Annotated in this window: 26 protein-coding genes and 1 tRNA gene; 12 read left to right on the forward strand and 15 right to left on the reverse strand. The window is 62.5% G+C overall.

From position 1 onward, the window contains the following. Window positions 1–52: 52 nt before the first annotated feature. The 4 genes from NKJ91_RS13695 to msrB all read left to right on the forward strand — a co-directional run bounded on the left by NKJ91_RS13695 (window position 53) and on the right by msrB (window position 2,730). The gene (locus NKJ91_RS13695) at window positions 53–592 is read left to right on the forward strand and encodes a sigma-70 family RNA polymerase sigma factor (RefSeq protein WP_023677484.1); all 540 of its coding nucleotides are present in this window, start codon (window positions 53–55) and stop codon (window positions 590–592) included. Then, on the forward strand, window positions 589–1,293 hold the full coding sequence (locus NKJ91_RS13700; RefSeq protein ID WP_352456015.1) for an anti-sigma factor: 705 nt from the start codon (window positions 589–591) through the stop codon (window positions 1,291–1,293). The genes NKJ91_RS13695 and NKJ91_RS13700 overlap by 4 nt, the downstream gene beginning before the upstream one ends. Window positions 1,294–1,497: 204 nt before the next feature. Then, window positions 1,498–2,055 carry a fasciclin domain-containing protein gene (locus NKJ91_RS13705; protein WP_023677486.1) on the forward strand — a complete coding sequence of 186 codons (558 nt, stop codon included), beginning with the start codon at window positions 1,498–1,500 and terminating at the stop codon, window positions 2,053–2,055. Window positions 2,056–2,229: 174 nt separating this feature from the next. Next, window positions 2,230–2,730 carry a peptide-methionine (R)-S-oxide reductase MsrB gene (gene msrB / locus NKJ91_RS13710; protein ID WP_023677487.1) on the forward strand — a complete coding sequence of 167 codons (501 nt, stop codon included), beginning with the start codon at window positions 2,230–2,232 and terminating at the stop codon, window positions 2,728–2,730. Between the two features lie 126 nt (window positions 2,731–2,856). Here msrB and NKJ91_RS13715 read toward each other — a convergent pair whose 3' ends face one another. Together NKJ91_RS13715 and NKJ91_RS13720 are read right to left on the reverse strand one after the other, a co-directional pair. Continuing rightward, a complete protein-coding gene (locus NKJ91_RS13715) occupies window positions 2,857–4,410 on the reverse strand; it encodes a DHA2 family efflux MFS transporter permease subunit (RefSeq protein WP_245274730.1) in 1,554 nt (517 codons plus the stop codon). A gap of 67 nt (window positions 4,411–4,477) precedes the next feature. Next, complete coding sequence (locus NKJ91_RS13720) at window positions 4,478–5,656, reverse strand: HlyD family secretion protein (protein ID WP_352455985.1); 1,179 nt, start codon at window positions 5,654–5,656, stop codon at window positions 4,478–4,480. Window positions 5,657–5,799: 143 nt separating this feature from the next. On the opposite strand from NKJ91_RS13720, the gene NKJ91_RS13725 reads away from it, so the two are divergent. Beyond that, window positions 5,800–6,549 (forward strand): TetR/AcrR family transcriptional regulator, encoded by a 750-nt coding sequence (locus NKJ91_RS13725; protein ID WP_352455986.1) that lies wholly within the window; start codon window positions 5,800–5,802, stop codon window positions 6,547–6,549. A gap of 21 nt (window positions 6,550–6,570) precedes the next feature. Here the strand turns inward: NKJ91_RS13725 and yihA are convergent, their stop codons facing one another. The 5 genes from yihA to rpmH form a co-directional block, all read right to left on the reverse strand. Continuing rightward, window positions 6,571–7,230, reverse strand: coding sequence for a ribosome biogenesis GTP-binding protein YihA/YsxC (gene yihA, locus NKJ91_RS13730; RefSeq protein WP_031193748.1), 660 nt, complete (start codon window positions 7,228–7,230; stop codon window positions 6,571–6,573). After that, window positions 7,227–7,865 carry a CatB-related O-acetyltransferase gene (locus NKJ91_RS13735; protein ID WP_352455987.1) on the reverse strand — a complete coding sequence of 213 codons (639 nt, stop codon included), beginning with the start codon at window positions 7,863–7,865 and terminating at the stop codon, window positions 7,227–7,229. Before NKJ91_RS13735 ends, yihA begins: the two co-directional genes overlap by 4 nt. Window positions 7,866–8,009: 144 nt before the next feature. Further along, window positions 8,010–9,833, reverse strand: coding sequence for a membrane protein insertase YidC (yidC, locus tag NKJ91_RS13740; protein ID WP_352455988.1), 1,824 nt, complete (start codon window positions 9,831–9,833; stop codon window positions 8,010–8,012). 13 nt (window positions 9,834–9,846) lie between these two features. Then, window positions 9,847–10,200, reverse strand: a complete 354-nt coding sequence (rnpA, locus tag NKJ91_RS13745) for a ribonuclease P protein component (RefSeq protein ID WP_352455989.1) — start codon at window positions 10,198–10,200, stop codon at window positions 9,847–9,849. A 23-nt stretch (window positions 10,201–10,223) separates the two neighbouring features. After that, window positions 10,224–10,358 (reverse strand): 50S ribosomal protein L34, encoded by a 135-nt coding sequence (gene rpmH / locus NKJ91_RS13750; protein WP_008833937.1) that lies wholly within the window; start codon window positions 10,356–10,358, stop codon window positions 10,224–10,226. Between the two features lie 334 nt (window positions 10,359–10,692). On the opposite strand from rpmH, the gene NKJ91_RS13755 reads away from it, so the two are divergent. The 3 genes from NKJ91_RS13755 to NKJ91_RS13765 all read left to right on the forward strand — a co-directional run bounded on the left by NKJ91_RS13755 (window position 10,693) and on the right by NKJ91_RS13765 (window position 13,535). Continuing rightward, on the forward strand, window positions 10,693–12,180 hold the full coding sequence (locus tag NKJ91_RS13755) for an ATP-binding protein (RefSeq protein WP_352455990.1): 1,488 nt from the start codon (window positions 10,693–10,695) through the stop codon (window positions 12,178–12,180). Between the two features lie 325 nt (window positions 12,181–12,505). Further along, window positions 12,506–12,582 (forward strand) — tRNA-Arg (locus NKJ91_RS13760). A 638-nt stretch (window positions 12,583–13,220) separates the two neighbouring features. After that, a complete protein-coding gene (locus NKJ91_RS13765) occupies window positions 13,221–13,535 on the forward strand; it encodes an antibiotic biosynthesis monooxygenase family protein (protein WP_352455991.1) in 315 nt (104 codons plus the stop codon). A gap of 47 nt (window positions 13,536–13,582) precedes the next feature. Here the strand turns inward: NKJ91_RS13765 and NKJ91_RS13770 are convergent, their stop codons facing one another. After that, window positions 13,583–14,725 (reverse strand): alpha-hydroxy acid oxidase, encoded by a 1,143-nt coding sequence (locus NKJ91_RS13770; protein ID WP_352455992.1) that lies wholly within the window; start codon window positions 14,723–14,725, stop codon window positions 13,583–13,585. A 69-nt stretch (window positions 14,726–14,794) separates the two neighbouring features. After that, entirely contained in the window at window positions 14,795–15,817 is a 1,023-nt protein-coding gene (locus NKJ91_RS13775; protein WP_352996191.1) for a LacI family DNA-binding transcriptional regulator, read from the reverse strand. 543 nt (window positions 15,818–16,360) lie between these two features. On the opposite strand from NKJ91_RS13775, the gene NKJ91_RS13780 reads away from it, so the two are divergent. The 4 genes from NKJ91_RS13780 (at window position 16,361) to NKJ91_RS13795 (ending at window position 20,686) form a co-directional block, all read left to right on the forward strand. After that, window positions 16,361–17,323 carry a sugar-binding protein gene (locus NKJ91_RS13780; RefSeq protein ID WP_352455994.1) on the forward strand — a complete coding sequence of 321 codons (963 nt, stop codon included), beginning with the start codon at window positions 16,361–16,363 and terminating at the stop codon, window positions 17,321–17,323. A gap of 115 nt (window positions 17,324–17,438) precedes the next feature. Beyond that, a complete protein-coding gene (locus tag NKJ91_RS13785; protein ID WP_352455995.1) occupies window positions 17,439–18,983 on the forward strand; it encodes a sugar ABC transporter ATP-binding protein in 1,545 nt (514 codons plus the stop codon). A gap of 23 nt (window positions 18,984–19,006) precedes the next feature. Further along, window positions 19,007–20,002 carry an ABC transporter permease gene (locus tag NKJ91_RS13790; RefSeq protein ID WP_023677502.1) on the forward strand — a complete coding sequence of 332 codons (996 nt, stop codon included), beginning with the start codon at window positions 19,007–19,009 and terminating at the stop codon, window positions 20,000–20,002. 153 nt (window positions 20,003–20,155) lie between these two features. Then, entirely contained in the window at window positions 20,156–20,686 is a 531-nt protein-coding gene (locus tag NKJ91_RS13795; protein ID WP_352453004.1) for a DUF2231 domain-containing protein, read from the forward strand. Between the two features lie 92 nt (window positions 20,687–20,778). Here NKJ91_RS13795 and phnN read toward each other — a convergent pair whose 3' ends face one another. The 6 genes from phnN to iolE form a co-directional block, all read right to left on the reverse strand. Next, window positions 20,779–21,408, reverse strand: a complete 630-nt coding sequence (gene phnN / locus NKJ91_RS13800) for a phosphonate metabolism protein/1,5-bisphosphokinase (PRPP-forming) PhnN (protein WP_352455997.1) — start codon at window positions 21,406–21,408, stop codon at window positions 20,779–20,781. Next, entirely contained in the window at window positions 21,405–22,544 is a 1,140-nt protein-coding gene (locus tag NKJ91_RS13805) for an alpha-D-ribose 1-methylphosphonate 5-triphosphate diphosphatase (protein WP_352455999.1), read from the reverse strand. Before NKJ91_RS13805 ends, phnN begins: the two co-directional genes overlap by 4 nt. Before the next feature lie 79 nt (window positions 22,545–22,623). Next, window positions 22,624–23,331: a DUF1045 domain-containing protein gene (locus tag NKJ91_RS13810; RefSeq protein ID WP_352453007.1), complete on the reverse strand. Its 708-nt coding sequence runs from the start codon at window positions 23,329–23,331 to the stop codon at window positions 22,624–22,626. 148 nt (window positions 23,332–23,479) lie between these two features. Then, complete coding sequence (gene iolB, locus NKJ91_RS13815) at window positions 23,480–24,292, reverse strand: 5-deoxy-glucuronate isomerase (RefSeq protein WP_352453008.1); 813 nt, start codon at window positions 24,290–24,292, stop codon at window positions 23,480–23,482. Between the two features lie 2 nt (window positions 24,293–24,294). Next, entirely contained in the window at window positions 24,295–24,513 is a 219-nt protein-coding gene (locus NKJ91_RS13820) for a DUF3329 domain-containing protein (protein WP_352453009.1), read from the reverse strand. A 27-nt stretch (window positions 24,514–24,540) separates the two neighbouring features. Then, entirely contained in the window at window positions 24,541–25,458 is a 918-nt protein-coding gene (iolE, locus tag NKJ91_RS13825; protein ID WP_352453010.1) for a myo-inosose-2 dehydratase, read from the reverse strand. Window positions 25,459–25,460 lie beyond the last annotated feature (2 nt).

Below are 25,460 nucleotides of genomic sequence, written 5' to 3' on the forward strand. Positions count from 1 at the left end.
AAGACCATTTCAGTCGTTGCAAATGCATTGCAATCGCCTAATTTGGCGGCGGATGACGCCGCAGGACATCAGCAACCTGATTGTCCGGACTTCGATGAAGGACCGGGCTGCGTTCGATCTGCTCTACCGGCAGACCAGCGCGAAACTTTTCGGCGTCTGCCTTCGTGTATTGAAGGATCGGGGAGATGCTGAAGAAGCGCTTCAAGAGGTCTTCGTCAAGATATGGACGAAGGCGGACCGTTTCGCCGTTTCGGATCTGAGCCCGATCTCCTGGCTGGTGGCCATTGCGCGCAATCATGCGATCGATCGGATCAGGGCGCGGCGAGAGCCTGCCGCCTATATCGATGCCGCGCTCGACGTGGCCGATCCGGCGCCGGGGCCGGAGGCCATGGCCGTGGCGGGCGGTGAGTCCGAACGCATCTACCATTGTCTCAAGGAATTGGAGAAGGACCGGGCGGCGGCCGTCCGGGGCGCCTATCTGGATGGCAAAAGCTATGCCGAACTGGCGGAGCGCTATGGCGTGCCGCTGAACACGATGCGGACCTGGCTGCGGCGCAGCCTGTTGAAACTGAGAGAATGCCTGGAAAGATGACGCTGGCTGACGACAATGGACCGGAACGTGGGGGCGACGACCTGTTCGCCGCCGAATACGTTCTTGGCGTTCTGGCCGCCGATGAACGCGAGATCGCGTCGCGCCGCATCGATGCGGACGCCGCCTTCGCGCGCCTTGTCGATGCCTGGGAGGCGCATCTTTCGCCGATGGCCGCCGCCTATCCGGAGACAGAGCCTCCGATCAGGGTCAAGGAAGCATTGGACCGCCGGCTTTTCGCTGCAGAGCCGCGCGCCGGCCTGTGGTCGAGCCTTGGCTTCTGGCGCGGTCTTGCCGCCGCCGCCATTGCGGCGCTGGCGATCTACATCGCCGTGCCTTACTTCCGCCCGTCCACCGAACCGCCGCAGGCGCGGCTTGTCGCCTCGCTGGCGGCCGAAGGCAGCGACGTCAAATATCTCGTCGTCTACGATGCCGCCCGTCACGAGGTCGGTCTTTCTCACGTTTCCGGCGAGCGGGCCGCCGGCAAGGACTTCGAACTGTGGATGATAGAAGGCAAGAAGGCGCCGGTGTCGATGGGCGTCATCCCGGCCGGTGCGACCGCGCATTTGGCCATCCCGCCCGCCGTCCAGGAGAAATTGGCGCAAGGCGCCGTGCTTGCGGTCAGCGTTGAGCCTGCCGGCGGTTCACCGACCGGCGCGCCGACTGGACCGGTGGTCGCAGCGGGCGATCTGAAGAGCATCTGACCACTTCTCATCTCTGGAAGCAGACCTGAAATCTATCTCCCGCGATGTAGACGCCTGCAAAGCTTGTTGGCGGCTGTCGATCCGAGCCCGGCAAATTGCAGCGGCAAATATTTTTTTGCGGAGAGGGCGAAACTCCAGCATTTCTATCGCGTATCTCCTTGCGTTCCCAAATGAGGGGAACGATAACCCGAGGAGATTGAAATCATGCGTAAATTCGCCACCCTTTTGCTTGCCGGCACGGTCGCCATTTCCGCGCTCGCCACCATTGCCTATGCTCAAAATCCGATGGTCGGCGGCGCCGCCATGTATGCCCAGAAAAACATCGTCGAAAATGCTGTCAACTCGAAGGACCACACGACGCTGGTCGCTGCCGTCAAGGCAGGCGGCCTGGTCGATACACTGCAAAGCGCTGGCCCCTTCACTGTGTTCGCGCCGACCAACGAGGCCTTTGCGGCACTTCCAGCCGGCACGGTGGAGACGCTGCTCAGGCCTGAAAACAAGGACAAGCTCGTCAAGATCCTGACTTGCCATGTCATCGGCGCCAAAGCGATGGCCGCCGACGTCGCCAAGATGGTCAAGAACGACGGCGGCACCCACAAGGTGAAGACGGTCGGTGGTTGCGAACTGTCGCTCAAGGCCGACGGCGGCAAGGTCACCGTGACCGACGAGAACGGCAACGTCGCCAATGTGACGATCGCCGATGTCGAGCAGTCCAACGGCGTCATCCACGTCGTCGACAAGGTTCTCCTGCCGAAGATGTAACAAACGCACGCTGCCGGCGAAGATATCGCTAAGGGCCTCCCTGCGCACGCTCCGCGCCGTTCACGCAAGATGTGGATAGGCGCGGAGTCCCGCTTTGAGGACAGCGATCGTCACCGGCTTTTGATTTCCGTGTGGCGGTCGAATTTGGCACAAGCAATGACAGGAGGAATGGCCATGAACCGTCGCGAGCTTCTTTTGAGTGGTGCGGCAGCCATTGGCGTTGTCGCAGGCGCCACCGCGCTGCGCATGGGCGGAGCCCAGGATGCACGCGCGGCTGAGACTTTCGAGGTTACCAAGACCGAAGCCGAGTGGCGCGCCATCCTGTCCGACGCGGCCTTCAATGTGCTGCGCAAGGAGGGCACGGAATACCCGGGCACCAGTCCGCTGCTCAACGAGCACCGCAAAGGCATCTTCGCTTGCGCCGGCTGCGGCCTGCCGGTCTATTCGTCAGAGACCAAGTTCGATTCCGGCACAGGCTGGCCGAGCTTCTGGCAGGAAATCCCGAATTCCGTCGGCAAGACCGTGGACAGGTCTTTGGGCATGACCCGCACGGAGGTCCATTGTCGCCGCTGCGGCGGCCATCTCGGCCACGTATTCGACGACGGTCCGCCGCCGACCGGGTTGCGACACTGCATCAATGGCGTTGCCTTGACCTTCAAGCCGGCGACGGCGTGAGGACGGCTGCGACCCTGACTTTGTCGGAGCGCGAGAGGACTTCGTAATGGTTGATTTTGCGCATGACCCCAAAAATCGCTTTTCGGGGTCATGCGCGAGGGCGCCAGGCGGGGGATCCAGCGCGCCTCAATGGCCTCCGCCACCGCCGCCCTGAGCGGCTGGCTTGCGGATCACCAGGGTGAAGAGCCCAAGCGTCGCGAACAAAACCGTCAGCATGAAGAATACGTCCATGAACGACAGCAGCGACGCCTGCTGCTGGACCATGCCTGACAGTTTGGAGATGGCCGCCTTGGAGGCGTCGAGCCCGGCGGTCTGCTCGAAGTTGAGCGTCATGTTCTGCAGCTTCTGCTGCGCAGCGGCACTTCCCCATTGCACGTGCTCGGAGAGCCTGGCGTAGTGGAAGGCATTGCGGTCGATCAGCACGGTGTTGATGACTGCCAGGCCGACGGCGCCGCCGAGATTGCGGGTCAGGTTGAACAGGCCAGACGCATTCTTCAGCCGCTCCGGCGGCAAGGTTCCGAGCGCAATGTTGTTGATCGGCACCATGCAAAGCATCATCGAGCAGCCGCGCAGGATCTGCGGGATCAGCAGTTCATAGAAATCCCAGTCGGCGGTGAGATGCGTCATCCACCAGGTCCCCGTGGCGAAGCCGAAGAAGCCGATCATCATCATGATGCGCGGGTCCATCTTGTTCGACAGGATGCCGGAGATCGGCGCAGTGAAGAACATGGCCAGGCCGCTGACGAACAGCGCCTCGCCGATCATCATCGAATCGTAGCCGCGGATCCGCCCCAGGAACACCGGATAAAGATAGGTCAGACCGTAGAGGCCGATGCCGACGACGAAGGAGAACAGCGAGCCGAAGGCAAAATTGATATTGCTGAAAGCCCTCAGGTCGACAATCGGCTCCTCGGCGGTGAACACGCGCCAGAAGAACAGCACCGCGCCGAAGGTCATGATGACGGCGCAGATGAACACCGCCTGATCCTGCAGCCAGTCGTTATTGGGACCTTCCTCCAGCACATATTCCATGCAGCCCAGGAAGGCGGCCATGCCGGCAAGCCCCCACCAGTCGAACTTGCTGAACAGCTTGAGATTGGGTTTGTCGAAGTCGATCAGCGACCAGGCGGCCGTCGTCACCAGGATGCCGGGCACGACGTTGACCAGGAACAGCCAGTGCCAGGACATGGCATGGCTGATATAGCCGCCGACGGTCGGGCCGATGGTTGGCGCCAGCGTCGCCACCAGGCCGATCATCGGCGAGACGATGGCGCGACGCGACGGCGGGAAGATGGTGAAGGCGGCTGCAAAGACGCTCGGGATCATGCCGCCGCCGATGAAGCCCTGCACGGCGCGGTAGACGATCATCTGGTCGATATTGGTTGCGGTCGCCGCCAGCGCGCTGGCCGCGGTGAAACCTGCCGCCGAGATTGTGAACAGCACCCGCGTCGACAGCATCCGGCTGAGGAAGCCCGACAGCGGGATCATTACCACCTCGGCAATCAGATACGCCGTCTGCACCCACGGAATCTCGTCCGAACTGGCGCTCAGGCCCGCCTGGATCTCGGCCAGCGAGGCCGAGACGATCTGGATATCCAGGATGGCCATGAACATGCCGAACACCATTGCCAGGAAGGCGATGACGCGGCGCGTCGAGATGTGGTCGACCGGCACCGGCATGGCTGGCGCCGGCGCCGATCCTGCAGTTAGGGTTGCGGTCGCCATGACCCTTGCTCCCGGTTCCGCTTTACTTCGATGCCGAAGGCGCGGTGCGGCTGTCGACGGCGACGACGACGCTCAGGCCGGCGCGCAGCTTGCCCGTCTTCAGCACATCCGCGGGCACGTCGATGCGAACCGGAACGCGCTGCACCACCTTGGTGAAATTGCCTGTGGCGTTCTCCGGCGGCAGGAGCGAGAACACTGCTCCCGAAGCCGGGGCCAGCGACGACACGGTACCCTCGATGTCCTGACCGTCGATCGCGTCGACCGACACTCTGACCTTTTCACCAGGCACGAGCCGGGCAAGCTGGGTCTCCTTGAAGTTGGCGACGATGTAGAGCTTGTCCATTGGCACGATGACGGCGAGCTTCTGTCCGGGGCTGATCAGGTCGCCCTGCTCGACCGAGCGGTTGCCGACCACGCCGTCATAAGGTGCGCGCAGCACGGTGAAGGACAGATCCCGCACCGCCTTGTCGTGGGCAGGCTGCAGCGAGGCCAGCGTGCTTGCCGATTCCGCCCGCTGCGCCTGGAGCACGCCGATATTGGCCTGAGCCGCGGCGATCTGCGCGTCGGCGCCGGCTAGTGCGGCATTGGCTTGCTCGACCGCCGTCTGGGCATCGTCCAACTGGGCCTGGGTACCGACGCGGGTCTTGAGCAACTGGGCGGCACGAACCTGAGCTCGCTTCGCATTATCGGCCGCGGCCTGGTCGGCGGTCTTCTGCGCCTGCGCCTGCTTGAGCGAGGCGCGCGCCGCCTCGGTCTGGGCATCGATGCGGTCGAGCGTCTTGCTCAACGTGGCGATCTGCGCCTCGGCCTGGGCAACGGCTATCTTGTAGTCGCCGTCATCGACGATCAGCAGCGGGTCGCCAGCCTTCACCTGCTGGTTCTCGGTCACTTTGACCTGATCGACATAGCCCGAGATTTTTGGCGAGATGAACGCCGTGTCGGCCTGGACATAGGCGTCGTCGGTCGAGATCATGAAGCGCCCGTCGGTCCAGTAATCATAGCCATACCAGGCGCCGGCACCCAGCATGGCCAGGCCGATGATGGGCAACAACATCGAGCGCATCGAGCGCTTCTTCTTGGCGGGAGCCAGCGGGGTTACGTCGGCGGGCTTGTGAGGGGTTTCCGGCGCTTCGATCGCAGGCTGGACCTTGGCACTGGGGAAGGGGCGGACTTCGGCACTGGTGGGCGCGTTCGAGGACATGATATCTCTCTAAATTAACTGGCGCTGAATTTCGTCAGACTGAACCGTTCGGTTCGATCTCGACGTTGACTTAGCGCTTAAAGAGGCCCATATCAAGAGCAATCGAACCGGATGGTTCGAATTATTTTACGAGGTGTGACATTATGGCCGAAGCCCCCAAGGCCGCTCCTTTGCCTGATTCAGGCCCATTGCCCAGCGCCGGCAAGGACCAGTGCGATCTGCTGGACAGTCTGCCGCGCGGCCGCCCGGCCGCGGGGCAAGACCCGGTCAAGCGCAGCCAGATCATCGAGGGTGCGCGCCGTGTCTTCATCGACAAGGGCTTCGAAGCCGCGTCGATGAACGACATTACGCGCGAGGCCGGCGTGTCCAAGGGCACCATCTATGTCTACTTCGCCAACAAGGAAGAGCTGTTCGAAGCGCTGATCGAGGAAGAGCGCGGCACGATTTTCAAGAACATGTACGAAGTGCTCGACCAGATTGGCGACCTTCGCCAGACGCTGGTGAAGTTCGGCATCGTGCTGTCCATGAAGATCACTTCAGCGAGGGTCATCCTGGCGCAGCGGACGGTGATCGGCGCGTCGGAACGCATCCCGGAGCTTGGCGCGCGATTTTACGAACGCGGCCCGAAGCGCGGCCATGACAGGGTTGTCGTTTTCCTCAACATGGCTATCGAACGCGGCCTGCTGAAGATCGACGACGTCGAGCTTGCCGCCTATCAGTTCACCGAGCTGTGTCTGGCCGGTCTTTTCCGCCAGTGCATTTTCGCCTATCGCACCAAGGCGCCAAGTGCGGCCGAGATCGAACACATCGTCAGGTCGGGCGTCGATGTGTTCCTGAAGGCCTACGGCACCGAACAGCTTGCAGAGCAGGAACGGGCCTCCAGCCCCGCCTGACCAGCCGTCGGAGTCCGTTGCCTATCCGCCGTTGGCGGCGAGCACGATCGCCGCACGCAATTCCTCGAGGCCCTCGCTCTTTTCCGACGACGTGGCGAGCACGAAGGGAAATGCCGCCGGGCGTTTCTTGATCTTCTGGAGCGTTTCCTCGATCAGCCGCGGTACCCCCGCCGCTTTGATCTTGTCGGTCTTGGTCAGCACGATCTGATACGACACCGCCGCCTTGTCGAGCAGCGACAGCACCTCGTCGTCCTTGGCCTTGATGCCATGGCGGGCATCGATCAGCACGTAGACGCGCTTCAGCGTCACCCGGCCCTTCAGATAGTCGAACACGAGCTTCGTCCACTCGTCGACCTTTTCCTTCGGCGCCGTGGCGTAGCCATAGCCCGGCATGTCGACCAGGGCCATCGGCGGCAGATCGGCGCCCTCTCCCGAAAATCCGCCCGGCACGAAATAGTTGAGTTCTTGCGTGCGGCCCGGCGTGTTGGAGGTGCGCGCCAGCCCCTTCTGGTTGACCAGCGCGTTGATCAGCGACGATTTGCCGACATTGGAGCGGCCGGCAAAGGCGATCTCGGGTGGACCCTCCGGCGGCAGGAATTTCATCGCCGGCACGCCGCGGATGAAGATCCAGGCTCGCGTGAACAATTCGATGCCGATCGTGGTCTTGTTCAACGCGTTCAAACCGCTGCCTCCAGAAGAAAAATGTTGCTGCCACGAATGGCACCGAGATTGCGGCTGATCTTTTCCACCGGCCAGTGCCACCACGCCAGCGCCAGCAGCCGCCGGATGGTCCTGTCATCGAAGCGCATCTTCACCACTTTGGCCGGATTACCGGCGACGATCGCATAGGCTGGCACATCGTGCGTCACCACCGACTTTGCCGCGACGATGGCGCCGTCGCCGATCTTCACGCCGGGCAGCATCACCGCTTCCATGCCGATCCAGACGTCGTTGCCGACGATTGTATCGCCGCGCACCTCCTTCGACCATGTCGCCGGGTCGAAACCTTCTTCCCAGCCATGGCCGAAGATGTTGAACGGATAGGTCGAAAAGCCGGACATGGCGTGATTGGCGCCGTTCATGATGAAGCGCGCACCCTCGGCAATGGCGCAGAACTTGCCGATGAGCAGCCTGTCGCCGATGAACGGATAATGATGCAGCACGCATTTTTCGGCGAATTTGTCGGGTCCGTCAGGGTCGTCATAATAGGTAAAGTCGCCAATCTCGATATTCGGCGCCGTCACCAGCGGTTTCAGAAAGCCGACGCGTGTGTGCAACGGGATCGGATGCTTGATCGATGGATTGGGTCCGGTCATATCGAGCTCCGTCGAGCAACTGCCAGCCAGGTCAAAATAGCGCGATCCGTCCGGCAGTACCAATCGCTTAATCCAGGCGGGCAGCTTGTGCAAAAAGCCCCGGACGAACCGGGGCTTTTTGGTCTCGCATCGTCGGAGTGCCGGCTATTCCGCCGGCGACGGTTTCTTACGGAACAGCGCGACCAGATTGTCCCACAATTCGATCTTGGCGCCTTGCCGCTTCATGATCACGCCCTGCTGCAGGATCGACAGCGTGTTGTTCCAGGCCCAGTAGATGACGAGGCCGGCCGGAAAACCCGCCATCATGAAGGTGAAGATCACGGGCATCCACGTGAAGATCGCCGCCTGCGTCGGGTCCGGCGGCGTCGGGTTCATGCGCATCTGCAGGAACATCGTCACGCCCATGATCAGCGGCCAGACGCCGATCATCAGCATGTGCGGCAAGGTAACGGGGATCAGCCCGAACAGGTTGAAAATCGATGTCGGGTCCGGCGCCGCCAGATCCTGGATCCAGCCGAAGAACGGCGCGTGCCGCATTTCGATGGTGATGTAGAGCACCTTGTAGAGCGAGAAGAACACCGGGATCTGCAATGCCACCGGCCAGCAGCCGGCGAGCGGATTGATCTTCTCGGTCTTGTAGAGCTCCATCATCGCCTGCTGCTGCTTCATCTTGTCGTCCGCGTATTTCTCGCGGATCTCGAGCATCTTGGGCTGCACCTTCTTCATGTTCGCCATCGACGCATAGGACTTGTTGGCGAGCGGGAAGAACAGCGCCTTGACGATGACGGTGGTGGCGAGGATCGCCAGACCGAAATTGCCGAAGAATTTGTAAAGCGTGTCGATCAGCCAGAACATCGGCTTGGTGATGAAATAGAACCAGCCCCAGTCGATCAGGAGGTCGAACTGACGGATATGACGGTCCTTTTCATAGGCGTTGATCGTCGAAACTTCCTTGGCGCCGGCGAATATCTCCGATTCCACGGTCGTCGATTGCCCGGGAGCGATCGTGACCGGATCGGACAGGAAATCGGACTGGTAGCTGTGCGGGTGGGGCCCGCTTTTGAACTCGAAATAAGAGAATTTGGGCTGAAATTCGCGGCCGGCAGGCGGCACCAGGGTCACCGCCCAATATTTATCGGTGATGCCTAGCCAGCCGTCGGTCGACTTGCCTGGCTTGTATTCCTTGTCCGATTCGACGCTGGAGTATTTGTATTCCTGCAGGCCCTCGCTTCCGGTAACGCCGATCAGGCCCTCGTGCAGCACATAGGTGCTGGCGATAGCCGGCTTGTCGAAACGCGTAACGCGGCCATAGTTCGACAACGTCGCGGGCGCCGAGCCGCCGTTCTGAACCGTGTCGGACACGGTGAACATATATTGGCTGTCGACCGAGAAGGTGCGCTTGAAGGTCAGGCCCTTGTCGTTGGTGAAGGTGAGCGTCACTGGCGTCGCCGGCGTCAGCGTCGCATTGCCGTCGGTCTGCCAGACCGTGTCGGGGCCGGGCAGCCTGCCCACATCCGGCGTGCCGGAAAAGCCGATCTCGGCGAAATAGCCGTTCGGCAGGGACGCCGGGTTGAGCAACGCGATCTCGGGCGAAGTCTTGTCGACCGTCTCCCTGTAATGCTTGAGCCGGAGGTCGTCGAGGCGCGCACCGGTGAGGTTGATCGAGCCTTCGAGGCTCGGCGTGTCGATCTTGACGCGGCTGGTCGAGGCAATCGCCTGGTCGCGGCCGGCCGGCGTCACTGCGTCGCCGCCAGGCGCGCTCGGAATGGCGCCGGGCTGCACCGGTGTTTCGGTGGCGCCCGGGCTGGTGCCTTGGGCGGCCTTCTTCTGCTCCGCCACGCGCTGCTCTTCGATGCGGGCGGCTTCGCGCTGCATCTCGCTGCGCGGCATCACATAGAAATATTGCCAAAGCGCCAGGATCAGCACCGACAGTGCGATGGTGATGAAGAAGTTGCGGTTGTTTTCCATCGAAGCCCTTGGCCTATCGTGTTCCACGCAATCTGCGGGAGAGTTCGGCCTTCAACTGGCCGAACGGAGTGGTAAGCACGTCTTCGCGCCCGACGATGACATAATCATTGCCCGGCGCCATGTCATCCACGGCATGCGTGCGCACGGCCTCTCTGAGCCGCCGCCGGATGCGGTTGCGAACGACGGCGTTGCCGACCTTCCTGGTGACGGTGTAGCCGACGCGCGGCGCCTCGCTGTCGCCGCGGCCCAGGACCTCGACGAGGAAAAGCCGCCCGCGGCGCTTTTCGCCGCGGCGGACAGCCAGGAATTCCGCGCGCTTCAGAAGCCGCTTGGGATGGGCACCCGTTGGCTTGCCGGTTGCGGGCAACGATCTTGTCTCTCGCTTGGTGCTCAGGCGCTGAGACGCTTGCGGCCGCGGTTGCGGCGGGCTGCGACGACGCCGCGGCCACCTTTGGTGGCCATGCGGGCGCGGAAACCGTGCCTGCGTTTGCGGACGAGTTTGGACGGCTGGTAAGTACGCTTCATTTGTTTAAATACCGCGGGGTGCGGCCCTTCTTGATTCTGTCACTTTGTAACAGGAGCTTTGCCGGGCCGGTTTAGGCGCGATCGAAACCGCGCCGGGACGAATGGCCCGAGCGTGAGCGGGCTTATAGAAAGAAGGGTTTTGGAAGTCAATCCAGCGTGTCGGGCCGGCATTGTCGGACCGGCATTGAAGTCTTGCGGCCCTTTGTCCGGCTTCGACCAAGGATGAATTTGGCAAAAAAGCCGCAATCGCCTAATCTCACCCGATCAAGCGATCGTGAAGACGAGCAGTCCCTAAGACAAGCAGCCGTGATGACAGGCAGCCGTGACGACGAGCATGAGTGAAGTCCCAGCAACCGACGAAAGCATCGCCCAGGCGAAGGCGGCCACCCGCAGGGTGCCGCTGGCGCGCGGCCTGTCGACCAAGTTGCTGCTGCTCACCATCGTCTTCGTGCTCTTGGCCGAAATCCTCATCTTCGTGCCCTGGATCGCCAGCTACAGGCTGAGTTGGCTGAAGGAGAGGCTGAGCACCGCCGCCGCGGTTTCCATCGTCCTAGTGCAGGGCGAACCTGCCTCGCTGTCGCGTGCCGCCCAGAACGACGTACTGATGGCGATCGGCGCCAAGGCGATCGCCGTGCGCGACGGCGGCGTCTCGCGGCTTCTGGTCGTGGCCGAAATGCCGCCGCAGGTCGACGAGCATATCGATATCGCCAATGTCGGCATGATCGAGGGTATGACCGGCGCGCTGGACACGCTGTTTTTCGGCGGCAAGCGGATGCTGCGCGTTTTCGGGCCGGTCGGCGACAGCGACAAAGAATTCGAGCTGATCATGCCCGACCACCGCCTGCGCAATGCCATGCTGATCTATTCGCGCAACGTCGCCTTCGTCTCGCTGCTGATCTCGCTGTTCACCGCCATGCTGGTCTACGCCGCGATAGACCTGATCATGATCGGCCCGATCAGGACGATGACACGCTCGATGCTGTCCTTTTCCGAGGCGCCCGACGACCCCGGCCGCATCATTCACCCCGCCGCCCGGGCCGACGAGATCGGCGTCGCCGAACGCGAGCTGTCGCAGATGCAGGAGCGGCTGCAGAAGATGCTGACCGAGCAGAAGCACCTGGCCGATCTCGGCCTGGCCGTGTCGAAGATCAACCACGACATGCGCAACATCCTCGCCTCGGCGCAACTGATGTCGGACCGCCTGCGCCAGGTCAAGGACCCGACCGTGCAGGCCTTCGCGCCAAAACTGCTGCGCGCGCTCGACCGTGCGGTGTCCTACTCGGAGGGCGTGCTGGCCTATGGCCGCACCCAGGAGCCGCCGCCGTCGCGCCGCAGGCTGCGGCTGCGCCAGCTGGTCGAGGACGTCCAGGGCCTGCTCGACATCGAATGCGGCATCGAATTCGTCAACGCCGTCGATCCGGTGCTCGAGGTCGACGCCGATTCCGACCAGCTGTTCCGCGTGCTCACCAATCTTAGCCGCAACGCCGTGCAGGCGATGGCGGCCGATACCGAGAGCGCCGTGGTGCGCCGCTTGACCATATCGGCCGAGCGCATCGGCAGCGTCAGCCGCATCGTCGTCACCGACACCGGCCCCGGCCTGCCGCCAAAGGCGCGAGAAAACCTGTTCGCGGCATTTCGCGGCTCGGCCCGCAGCGGCGGCACCGGCCTTGGCCTGGCGATCGCCCATGAATTGATCCGCGCCCATGGCGGCACGGTGGAGCTGGTCGAAAGCATCGGCGGCCGCACCACATTCGCGGTCACCATTCCCGACCAGCCGGTCCGGCTCGACCAAGCCCGCAACGGTCTGCGCCGCCCGGCGTAACGAACCGTTTCGTTACGGACCGTTTCAATTCGCAAATGGTTGGTCCGAGACTACGAGCCATCGGCTCGGCCGCTGTGCAACGGCGTGTTTCGTTACGGGCCGTTCCGATTGGCAAATGACTGATCCAAGACGACGACCTATCGGCTCGGCCGCCGCGTGACGCGATCTTGCCTTCGCCGGCCGGCGCATGAGGGCAAAACATGACGGCAAAACTTTTGGCCAGGATCGGCTTGCTTTTCGCAAATTCAGTCGCTAGGGAACAGCTCACATTCGCGGCCGGTCGCCAGGATCGGATCGCGGGGCTATGCAAAGCATGGCCTGTTGCGCGCCCGTAGCTCAGCTGGATAGAGCACCAGACTACGAATCTGGGGGTCAGGAGTTCGAATCTCTTCGGGCGCGCCATTAAACTCATGCCTACCCCGGGAACATAGGTAGCAGAATCTACCACCGGTGGCCGGAAAGTCGCGAGGGCTGAGCGCCATCCATGCCAAAAAGGGGATCGTCAGCTAATGCTGCTCAGTCGGCCTGCTTAATCTCCGGGCCCGGTTCAGTCGGCGGGCCTGGCGTGCAATCCTGGCCAGTGCATTCCTGCACGGGATCTTTCGCCGGCGGGAGACAATTTTGGCCTTCACAATGAACGGGCGGCTGCGTTGTTGCGGCTTTATTGTTCTGCGGCACAGGCCGATCCTCAGCGCGAACGGCCGGCATTCCAAGGTCGATCATGGCCGTGCACAAGAGCGCAATCCGAACCAAATTCATTTTCGCCTCCGCAACTGACAGCGAGACGCAGATTATACCTTCGAACTGCGGCCAACATCCTGTCACCCGCGAACGGCGTTAACAGCGCGTTTCATTGCCGGTCGGAAAGGCGTACCGATTGAGATCGAGCGTCGTCCTCTTCCTGACAAAATAGCGCCAGAAACGGGGCTTTCGGCCAGAGGTGACTGAAGCCAACCTTCCGATTTTCCTGTACACCTGTTCGAAGGGTTCGAGGTGCGTTAGGGCCTCGCATATTCGAGTTCTTTCACGGGGGAACGTACATGACGGCATTCAACAGCGTCCGCTTCCGGGTCAAGCCGGGTAGTGAAGATGAATTCATCGACCTGTTCAGCAGCGCTCCGCGCAATTTCGAGGGATTGCGAAAAATGGCTCTCATCAAATCGGGAGATGGCGCCTTCTTCTCGATTGGAGAGTGGGACACTTTTCAGCACATGGTCGATGCCAGGCCCAAAATGCTGGGCAATCTTGATCGGTTCCGCCATACGTTGCAGCAGCTTGAGGGCGGATATACGGATGCTGTTTCCGGCGAGACTGTCTTCGAAACGGACGGCAGGAGCGGCGGCAGGTCGGTATAGTATCGCACTTCGAAAAAGCTTATGCCGTGCGCCACTTCCCGGCTCTATCACCTAAACCGCACATTCCCCCTGGAAAGCTCTGCCACCGACCTGCATCCCATCAGCCGCATGTCGCGTTCGATCTCGGTTCGCATCAGGCCGAGCGCCCGTTCGACGCCGGCCTGTCCGGCGGCTGCCAGCGGGAAGAGATAGTAGCGCCCGACGCCGACGGCCTTGGCGCCCAACGACAGGGCCTTCAGCACATGCGTGCCGCGCTGGACGCCGCTGTCGATGATCACGTCTATCTTGTCGCCCACCGCGTCGGCAATCTCCGACAGTTGGTCGAAGGGGCTGCGCGAGCCGTCCAGCTGTCTGCCGCCATGATTTGACAGAACGATACCGGTGCAGCCGATGTCGACCGCCTTTCTGGCATCGGCGACGCTCATGATCCCCTTCAGGCAAAACTGGCCGTTCCAGAAGCGGACCATGTCCTCGACGTCCTTCCAATCCAGCGACGGGTCGAGGATCTCGGTGAAATAGCGGCTGATGGAAAGCGCTCCGCCGCCGAGATCGATATGGCCGTCCAACTGCGGCAGGCTGAACTTTTCGTGCGTCAAATAGTCGATAGCCCATCTCGGCTTGATCGCAAACTGCATCATGCCGCCGGGCGTAAGCCGAAAGGGGATGGAAAAGCCGGTCCGCAGGTCGCGCTCACGGTTTCCGCCGGTGACGCTGTCGACGGTCAGCATCATCACCTCGACGCCGGACGTCTTGGCGCGCTCCATCATGGCGCGGTTCAGGCCGCGATCCCTGTGGAAATAGAACTGATAGACCTGCGGCGTCCTGTGCTTGCGGACTTCCTCCAGGCTGACCGTGCCGAGCGACGAGACGCCGAACATCGTGCCGAACTTCTCCGCCGCCGCGGCGACGGCGCGCTCGCCGCTATGGTGAAACAGTCGCTGGAGAGCCGTCGGCGAACAATAGACCGGCATCGCCAGCTTCTGGCCCATGACGGTGACCGACATGTCGACCTGTCCGACGCCGGCAAGGACGTTGGGGACGAGATCGCAGTCCTCGAACGCCGCCGTGTTGCGCCGCAGCGTCGTCTCGTCGTCCGCGCCGCCATCGATATAATTGAAGATCGGACCTGGCAGGCGCTGTTTTGCCAGCCGGCGGAAGTCCTGAAAATTGTAGCAGCTTTGCAATCTCATGAAATCAATCGGGTATATGCCGGGCCCGATGTCAAGCCTGTGCCATTGTCGATCGCCGGCGCTCTCGCCTCAGCCCGCCAGAGCGCCAACCGACTCCCGCTCCACCAGCGGGCATTCAAGCTTTGTGATGGGATAGCGGCCACGACCGGGAGCAGCGGGGACTTCGAGCTGCTCGATCGCCCATTGTCCCATCGCCATATGCGGCAGGATCGACGTCGTCAGCGGCGGGAACAGATGCCGCGCGATCTCCTCGTCGTCATAACCGATCACCGAAATATCCCGGGGGATGTGCAGGCCGGCCTCCTTCAGCGCCTCGTAGCAGCCGATTGCGGTGCGGTCGTTCTGGCAGAAGATCGCGGTCGGCCGGTCCTTCAGCGCCAAGAGCTTGACGGTCGCGGCATAGCCGGCGCTCGCCGACCAGTCGCCTTCGACGACCAGCGCCGGGTCGAACGGAATGTCGGCCGTCGCCAGCGCCCGGCGGTAGCCCTTCAGGCGGTCCTGCGCCGCTTGCATCCAGGGCTCGCCGGTGATGGTGGCGATACGTCTGTGCCCATGGCTGATCAGGTGCCGGGTCGAGCTCTGGCCGCCGGCGATCTCGCTCGGCACCACGGCGGGGAAGGCATAGTCGGCGGTGTAGCAGTTGAGCAGGATGACCGGAATGTCGAGGCCGTAGAGATAGTCCGGCGCGACGATCTCGCGGGTGAAAATGGTCATGTAGATCAGCGCCGAAATGCCCCGCTTGGTCAGTGCCGCGATGGCCCGGGGCTCCATCATCTCGTCGCCCATGGTCTGCGCCACCAACACTACATTGCCGGCGTTCCACGAGGCTTGCCGCGCCCCTTCAATGGCGACGACCGCCTCCGGGCTGGTCGCCAACTGGTCGACGGCGAAGCCGATCACGCCATCCAGCCCGTCGAATGCGGCAACCGGGGCTCGCAAGGCAGAAAACACGGGCGGCGAATAGCCCAGCGTTCGCGCCGTCTCGATCACCCGCTCTCGGGTTTGCTGCGACAGCCTGATGCCCGGCGTGTTGTTGAGCACGAACGAAACCGTCGCCTGCGAACAGCCTGCGGCCCTGGCGATGTCGGTCATGGTAACGCGGCCCTTGGGATTTTTCCCGGACAGCTTGCGCCGCCTGGTACCCTCAAGGACGGGATCACGCAGTGGTTCGTTCATGTCATTGGTCTCGCGAATCTCGCATTTATAGGGCGAAGCGATACTAATAGATATAATCGACCCTCTTAGGCGATTTAGACCCCGATCCAAAACGGTTGCGACTGGGGAGGCCTCTCTCGTTTGTGGCGAGAATCCCGACCAAACTAATACTCTTTACTAATATCTGGCATCCCTATAACGTCAATCCATCATGCCCGGACGACGTCAGACCGCGCATGTTCGGAACGCAAGTCAGCCTGGTATCGGACGGTTCTCGTCAGTCGAAGCTTGCCTGCCGCTCCCGGAAATGTCAGACAAATCGGACTATTTACGAACGGCGAATGAGTCTCTAAAGTCGACGATAGCGGCTGGAATGGCGTCATTCTTCGTTGCCGGAAACCCTTGAGGAGGAGGGCGTCCAAGCCGCGCCGGCACGTTCATCATCAGTGAAAATTACTGAGTCAAAATGGGAGGTTGAATATGAAATCTGTGATACGAAATGCGTCCGTCGCCGCTGCGGCCCTGCTGCTCGGCCTTTCCGCCAGCGCAATTGCGCGGGCCGACGACAAGCCGACTCTGGCCTTCGTCGTCAACGGCGCTTCCGATTTCTGGAAGGCGGCCGAAGCCGGCGTCAAGAAGGCTCAAGGCGAACTGCCCAATTACAATCTGGAGCTCAAATATCCGGAGCAGTCCTCGGTCGCCATCCAGCAGCGCCTGATGGACGATCTGGTGACGGCCGGCGTGAAGGCGATCATGGTCTCGGCCGTCGATCCCAAGACGTCGACCGACGGGCTGAACAAGATCGCCTCGGAAACGGCGTTGTTCACCACCGACAGCGACGCACCGCAGACCAAGCGTGTCGCCTATATCGGCTCTTCCAATGTCGATGCCGGCAAGCAGGCGGCAGAGATCGCCAAGAAGGCAATGCCTGACGGCGGCAAGTGCCTCGGCTTCGTCGGCCTGCTCGGCGCCGACAATGCCAAGGAACGTATCCAGGGCATGAAGGACGGTCTCGCCGGCACCAAGATCGAATTGGTCGACGTGCGTGGCGACGACATCGATCAGGCTCGCGCCAAGAAGAACGTCGAGGACGCGCTGGTCGCCAGCCCCGACGTCACCTGCATGGTCGGCTTCTATTCCTACAACACGCCGCGCATCTATGAAGCGCTGCGCGATGCCGGCAAGCTCGGCCAGATCACCGTCGTCGGCTTCGACGACGATCCGATCACGCTGGGCGGCGTCAAGGAAGGCACCGTCGCCGCTACCGTCGTACAGCAGCCTTTCGAATGGGCCTATCAGGGCATGAAGCTGATGGCCGCCTATCTCGAGGGCGACAAGTCGGGCGTGCCCGCCGATGGCCTGATCATCGTGCCGACCAAGATCATCGGCAAGGACGATGTCGACGCCTACGCCGCCAACCTCAAGGCGATGTCGGGAAACTGAGCGAATTAGGTTGCGCCGGCTCAAGGGTTCGCCCTGAGCCGGCGATTCTATTGACGCGCCTCGCAAGGCCCGTCAGTCTGAGGCCAAAACGGCTCACCGGCTGCTGTCAGGCGTGATGAATTATTCCGATCCATCCATCGTTGCATCCACGGCCGCTCCGTTCCTGAGCCTCGACGGCGTGCGCAAGACCTATCCCGGCGTTGTCGCGCTGGACGGGTTCTCGATCGAGGTCAGGCCCGGCGAGGTCATCGGCCTGGTCGGCGAAAACGGCGCCGGCAAATCGACGCTGATGAAGATCCTCGGCGGCGTGACCCGGCCGGACACCGGCACCATCACCGTCGATGGCGTCGCCCATGACAGTCTGACCGTCGAGGCCAGCATCGGTTCGGGTATCGCCTTCGTCCACCAGGAACTCAACCTGTTCGAGAACCTCGACGTCGCCGCCAATATCTTCTTCGGCCGCGAACCGCTGCGCGCCGGCCCGTTCAGGCTGGTCGACCGCGCCAGGCTGCGAGCGCTGGCGGCGCCGCTGCTCAAACGCGTGGGCGCCAATTTCTCGGCCGATACGCCGGTGTCGGCGCTGTCGCTGGCCCAGCAGCAAATGGTCGAGATCGCCAAGGCGCTGTCGATCAAGGCGCGGTTGGTCATCCTCGACGAACCGACATCGAGCCTGCCGATCGCCGAAACCGACAAGCTGCTCGGTGTCATCAAGGCGCTGAAGGCAGACGGCATCAGCGTCATTTTCATCTCGCACCGCCTGCACGAGGTCGAGCGCGTCGCCGACCGCGTCGTCGTGCTCAGGGACGGCATGCTCGCCGGAACCTTGCCGAAGAGCGCCATCAATCACGACCAGATGGTCAAGCTGATGATCGGCCGCATGCTGAAGGAGCGCGAGAAGGCCGCGGAATCGGCGCGCCCGCCGGGCTCTGTCGCGCTGTCGGTCAAGGCCATTCGCACCGCTGCCTATCCCGACCGGCCCGTCGACCTCGACGTCAGGCATGGCGAGATCCTCGGCCTCGCCGGTCTCGTCGGCTCGGGCCGGACGGAGCTGGCGCGCGTTCTGTTCGGCATCGACAAGAGCTTTGGCGGCTCGTTCCAGCTTGACGGAAAAGATCTGGTTCTTGGTTCGGCCGCGGACGCAGTGGCCAACGGTATTTTCCTCGTCCCCGAAGACCGCAAGCTGACCGGCATCCTGCTCGATCTGTCGATCGCCCAGAACATCTCGCTGCCCAATCTGCCGGCGCATTCGCGGCGCTCGCTGGTCTCGGCCGGCGCGGAGGCCGCCACCGCCGAGAAGCAGAAGACCGATCTCGGCATCAGGGCGCCCTCCGTCCAGACGCGCACCGGCACGCTGTCGGGCGGCAACCAGCAAAAGGTCGTGCTGGCCAAATGGCTGGCGATGAAGCCGAAGGTGATGATCCTCGACGAGCCGACGCGCGGCATCGACATCGGCGCCAAGGCCGAGATCTACGGGCTGATGCGGGCGTTGGCCGATGCCGGCGTCGCCGTGCTGATGATCTCCAGCGACATGGAGGAGGTGATCGGCGTTTCCGACCGCATTGCCGTCATGCATGAAGGCCAGATCTCCGGCATTCTCGACAAGGACCGGTTCAGCCAGGAAAACGTGCTGCTGCTGGCGGTCGGCAAGCAGCCGAAGTAGTTCGCAGGCACTGGGAGAAGACGATGAGCAAGAAAGATCTCGGCCTGCTGATCCTGATCCTGGTGGTCGGCGCGGTGGTGGCAATCATCAACCCGCGCTTCCTCCTGCCGATCAATCTCGCCAACACCTCGAACCTGATCGGGTTGTTCGGCATCCTGTCGATCGGCCAAGCCTTCGTCATCATCACCGGTGGCATCGAATTGTCGGTCGGCTCGGTGGTTGCGCTGCTCGGCGTGCTGTTCATCGACTTCATCGCCACGCGCGGCATGGCCTGGCCGGTCGCCCTGCCGCTGATCCTGGTGCTCGGCGGCATCATCGGGCTGGCGCATGGCTGGCTGATCACCCGGCTCAAATTGCAGCCTTTCGTGGTGACTTTGTGCGGCCTGTTGATCTATCGCGGCGTGGCGCGCTTCTACACCGCCGACGGCACCGCCGGCTTTGCCTTCGGACAGAACTTCCCGGAACTCGAGTTCCTGACGGCGGGGCGGTCCTGGGGCGTGCCGAACAGCTTCATCGCGCTGATCGTCATCGCCGTCGTCATGTGGGTGGTGCTGCACCGGTCGGTGTTCGGGCGCTATCTCTATGCCATCGGCAAGAACGAGGAAGCGGCAAAATATTCCGGCATCCGCACCGGCCGCATCGTCATGGCCGCCTATGTCATCTGCGGCGTGCTGACGGCGCTGTCGGCGATCTATTTCGCCATGTACACACGCTCGATCTCGCCGGCGAGCCACGGCCAGTTCTACGAGCTCTATGCCATCGCGGCCGCGGTGCTCGGCGGCTTCTCGCTGCGTGGCGGCGAAGGCTCGCTGATCGGCGTCCTGCTCGGCACCGTGCTGCTGCAGGAGCTGCAGAACCTCGTCAACCTGCTCGGCATCCCGTCCTCGCTCAACTTCGCCGTCATGGGCGGGGTGATCCTCATCGGCGTGCTGGTCGACCAGCAATGGGGCGTGTTCAGGGCGCGGCGGCGGATGCTGGAAGCCACACGCAAGGGCGTGGCGGGTGCTGCCGCTGAGTGACGCAAAAATAGCTGGATGAAATACGCCGACGGCCATGGCAGGTGGCGTGAAAGAGTCAGCCGGAGCTTCGCGACAGCAGTTCAGGTCGGTCTCTATTTGGAACGAAACCCGTATCTGAGCGTTTATTTAAGCTTTGCTACGCGGAGGCGTTCCATGCCCACGAATCCAGTTAGTACCGCCAAAGTAGGAACTCACCCCCTCCACCCGATGCTGATACCTTTTCCTGTCGCGTTTCTTGTCGGTGCGTTTGTCACCGACCTGGTTTTCTGGGGGACTGCCGATGCCTTCTGGGCACGGGCATCGATGTGGCTGATCGGGGCAGCCATAGTAATGGCCCTTCTCGCTGCGACAGCCGGTTTTATCGACTTCCTCAACGAGCCGCGCATTCGCGCCTTGTCCGACGCCTGGTACCACATGCTGGGCAACTTGACCGCGGTCGTTGTGGCACTGATCAATTTCTACCTTCGCTATGCGCAAGGCGCCGAAGCCGCGGTCCGCCCATGGGGTGTGCTCTTGTCGTTCATAGTGGTCTGCATACTGCTGTTCACCGGCTGGAAGGGCTGGGAGATGGTGTATCGGCACCACGTTGCAGTTCTGGACACACCAGCGGATGCGCCAGCGAAGCCTTCGACAACCACTGCCACGGATACTCGTCACGCTGGTCGGGACCGGCACGCCGCATGAGGTCATAATCCCGAAAAGTGGATACCGGTTTCCAAAAAGATATCGGTTAGACAAGTAGCGCCCATACCGAATGCATCGGGATGGGCGCTACTTTAGATAAGGCCCGACATGTCGGAGAAGGCCATGGCCTTGCGCAGCACCTCGGCGAAGCGCTCGCCGGCGGCTTCACGAGGGCCGCTATTGTCGATCGAGGTGACACCCGGTCCGGACAGCGCCACATTGGCACTGCGCGCCAGCCGTGCCAGCACTTCGCCGCGCGACTCGCGACCGCGCAATGCCAGCCGCTCGGCCAGGATCTCCGGTGTAGCCGTGATCTCGACGATAGCCAGATTGGCGTAGCGCTCCCGCAGCGCCGGGATGATCGCGCGCGAGACGTTGGCGATCGCGACACGGCCGTTGGAGACCGACCAGTCGACTTCGGCCGGGATGCCGTAGCGCAGGCCATGCGCCTCCCAGGAAATGGCGAAGGCGCCATCCGCTTCGGCCTCGACGAAGGCAGCATCGGCTAGCGTATCGTGATCCTCGGTGGCCGCATCGCTCGGCCGGGTGATCACCCGGCGCACGAACTCCAGCCGGCTCTCGTCGGCAAACACGGCGCGCGCATAGCCGATCACCGTGTCCTTGCCGGCACCGCTCGGCCCGACGACGGCGACGAAGACACCGTCGCGGATCGGAAATCCCGTAGCGGACAATTCACGCTCGACCGATGCCGACACCATCATGCGACTCGGCGTCCCTGCCGCCAGACCGTGCGGACGACCGGGACATGGTCGTCGACGCGCACCCGAACCAGATCGGCGCGCCGGCCGGGCTCGATGACACCGCGATCGGTGAGGCCGACCGCCTCGGCCGGGTTCTTCGAGACCATCGCCACAGCCTGCGGCAGCGAGATACCTTCGACCACGTCGCCGAGGAAGAAGGCTGACTGGATCAGGCTGAACGGAATGTAGTCCGATGACAGGATATCGAGCAGGCCGTCGCCGGCCAGCGTGCGGGCCGAGACATTGCCCGAATGCGACGCGCCGCGCATGACGTTCGGCGCGCCCATCAATACGCCGAGCCCTGCCTCTTTTGAAGCCCGCGCCGCCTCCTCAGTGGTGGGGAACTCGGCGACGCGCACACCTTGCTCGATCGCTTCGTCGACATGGCCGACTGTTGCGTCGTCATGGCTGGCGAGCACGATGCCGCGCTCTTGGCAGGCAGCGGCGATGAAGCTGCGGTTCGGGCTCGAATTCCTCGCCGATTCCGCCATCCGCTTTTCGCAGAATTTCTGGAAATCGCGATCCGTCAGCTTCAGCTTGCGCTGATAGTAGTAGGCGTAGGTCTCGAGATCGACGAATTGCCGCTGTCCCGGCGCATGGTCCATCAGCGACGCCAGCCTGACCCGCTCGTCACCGTCGAAATTGGCGAAGGCTGGAATGCAGTCCGGCGCCGAAACCTCGCAACGCAGATGGAGGAAATGGTCGGCCCTGAGCCGGTCCTGCTGCACGCTGTCCTCGATCGCGTCGGCCAGCTTGCGTATGTCGGCGGCCGTCAGGTCGGCATCCTCGTCCATGCCGACACGCAAGGCGTCGAGCACGGTGGTGATGCCGGCGGTCGCCACCTGCGCGTCATGGGCGAGCACCGCGGCGATCGGGTTCCAGCGCACTTTCGGCCGTGGCGCGTAATGGCCTTCGAGATGATCGGTGTGGAGCTCGACCAGGCCAGGGATGATGAAGTCGCCGCCCATGTCCTCGCCGCTGCGGCCGGGTCCGGCATCGATGGCGGCGATCATGCCGTCGCGCAGCACGATCGACCCTTCGACGATCTGGTCGGCCAGCACAATACGGGCATTGTCAAGAACGGTCTCGGCAGTCATTTCAGGCAGTCCTTGCAGCATTTTGCAGCCAATTGAAAATGAATTGGCTTCGCACCATGCGGTTAAAGCAAATAGTCATTTAGGCAGTTCTTCTGGCCGGGCGGCGCCCGAGCGCGTGATGAGACAGCACCATGAACGGTGCGCCCGGTTCAGTTTCCACAAACAGCGTCAGCGCGTCCACCGCCACCGGCCGTTGCAGCACGTCCGCAAACAGGCTGTCGATTGCTAGGCGAAGACGAGGGCTTTCCTGTGACGACACCCGGCCGGACAGCGTCATATGGAAGCGAAACGTCTCGAAGACATAGGGATAGCCCCACTGGCAGAGATTGCGGAACTCGTCGGGCTTCAGCGAATCGGGGCTGCGCCGTTCGATCTCGGCTTCCGTCAACGGCGCGCGAAAGCGGTCGAAGTCGCGCACCACGTCGTCGGCGAAGCGGTTGAGCGCCGGCAGCGGTGCTTCCGGCAACAGCGCGAAGAAGCCGTCGATCTGGCTGACGACGAGGCGCGGGATCGTAACCACCGGCGTCGCCTCGGCAAAATCGTCGAGTGCTGCACGAAGCGACGTTTCCGTCTCGTTGGAGGCCAGTCTGAAGGGCGCCTTCAGTGTCGCATGAAAGCCATAGCGGCGCGCCGAGGCGGTATGGAAGGCAACTTCTGCCGCCGACAACTCGCCCGCAGCCTCGACCGGCTTTGTGGCGGCACCGAATGGGTCGCGGCCGAGCCAGTCGGCGGCGATCCGTGCCAGCGGTTCGTCCTGTCGGGGGGTGAAATAGATCGCGTAGCGCATCGAAAGTCCTCGTCAGCCCCGCTGCCATAGGTGATTTCCATGACGAATTGACGAAGCTTTGCGGCGTTTTCGGTAACAAAACCACACAGTCGGGTCGTTAGCCGACGATTTTTCGCTTGGACCAGCGGTTGGGGCGAAGGGGAAGTGGTTAGGCCTTCATCAGCCATTCGTGCTCGGGCGCGTTGTGGAATTTCCACGTCCGCTTCGGTCCGGCCATGACGTTGAGATAATAGAGATCATAGCCGTGGCAGGCTGCGCAGGGGTGATAACCCTTGGGAACCAGCACGACGTCGCCGTCCTCGATCGCCATCGCCTCGTCGAGCGAACGAGCACCGTTCTCGTCGGCATCGGTGTAGACGCGCTGGAAAGCAAAGCCCTGCGGCGGGTTGAGACGGTGGTAATAGGTCTCCTCGAGATAGGATTCAGCCGGCAGATTGTCCTGGTCGTGCTTGTGCGGCGGATAGCTCGATGTGTGGCCGCCGGGTGTGATGACCTCAACCACCAGCAAGGAATCGGCCGGCTTGCCTTCCGGCAGGATGTTGGTGACGTAGCGCGTGTTGGTGCCTTTGCCGCGAACCTCCTGGCCGAGATCGTCGGGTCCGATGACACGGATCGGCAGACCGCCGCCCAGTCCTGGCGCCGAACAGACGGCAAGTTCGAGATCGGTATCGGCGCTCACCGACCACTCCGACCCCTGCGGCACATAGACCGACCAAGGCTTGCCTTCGAACGGCGACATGCGTTCGCCGAGCAGGCCGAGATCCTTGCCGCCGGCTTTGGCCTTGCCCTTGCCGGTGACGAACACCAGGCAGACCTCACGATCCGCGGTTTGCCCGGAAGCGCTCTCGCCGGGCCTGAGCCGATGCAGATCGAAGCCGACATAGGTCCAGCCGGCGTTTTGCGGCGTCACATGAGCGATGCGGCCGTGGCCCTTATTGGCTTTGACGAGCAGCTTCGACATGGTCATTCCTTCGGTTCGGCGTCCGCCGATGACTTGTCCTCGTCAGCCGGCTTGTAAAGATAGAAGAATTGCCAGACGGCATAGCCGGCGAAGCCGAGCGCGATCACGCCCCAGAACGGCGTGCCGGTGGCGAATTCGATCACCGACCAGACCAGGCAGACCGCGACAACGGCAACGCGCCGCCACAGCGGCCGGAAAAACGGGTGCTCGGAGTCTTTCATCGGATCAACACCTTTCCTCGCGAACTCTCAAGCATTGGGAAAGCCCTGTGTCTCCACCGTATAGCCGGCCGCCGTCATAGCCCGCATCAATTCCTTGTAGCCGACCTGCGCCATCTTGAGCGGCGGGTTCTTCTTCGGATCCTGCTCGGCCTCGACCACGAACCAGCCCTCATAGCCATGGTCGGCGAGCCTCTGGACGATGGCGCCAAAATCCAGCGAGCCATCTCCCGGCACGGTGAAGGCGCCAAGTGCCACCGCGTCGAGGAACGATTGCTTCTCGCGATCCAGTCCCGCGATCACCTCCATGCGCACATCTTTCACATGCACATGGTTGATGCGCGGGTGGTGGTTATCAATAGCGCGCAGCACATCGCCGCCGGCAAAGGCCAGGTGACCCGCGTCGAGCAGCAATGGAATGCCTTCTCCCGAGTAACGCATGAAGGCATCTAGCTCTGGCTCGGTCTCAACTACTGCCGCCATATGATGATGGTAGGAGAGCGGCATGCCTTGCTCTGCACACCATTCGCCGAACTGCGTGAGCCGCCGGGCGTAGGCTTTCATTTCCTCGTCCGAAAGCCTGGGCTTGCTGGCGAGCGGCTTCGAGCGGTCGCCCTGGATGGAGCGGCCGACTTCACCATAGACGATGCATGGCGCGTTCACCGCCTTGAACAGGTCGATCATCGGCTGGATACGATCCTTGTTCTTCGCCATGTCTTCGTCGACCAGCGTCCCCGAGAACCAGCCGCCGCAAAGCGTCACGTCGGCCTCTTTCAGGATCGGCAGCATGATTTGCGGATCGTTGGGAAAGCGGCGGCCCATTTCCATTCCGGTAAAGCCAGCCGAGCGCGACTGGCGCAGGCACTCCTCCAGCGACACATCATCGCTGAGTTCGGCAAGATCGTCGTTCCACCATGCAATGGGGGACATGCCCAGTTTGGCTTTCAAGT

Source organism: Mesorhizobium sp. M0040 (genome assembly GCF_040323505.1).
GTDB lineage: Bacteria > Pseudomonadota > Alphaproteobacteria > Rhizobiales > Rhizobiaceae > Mesorhizobium.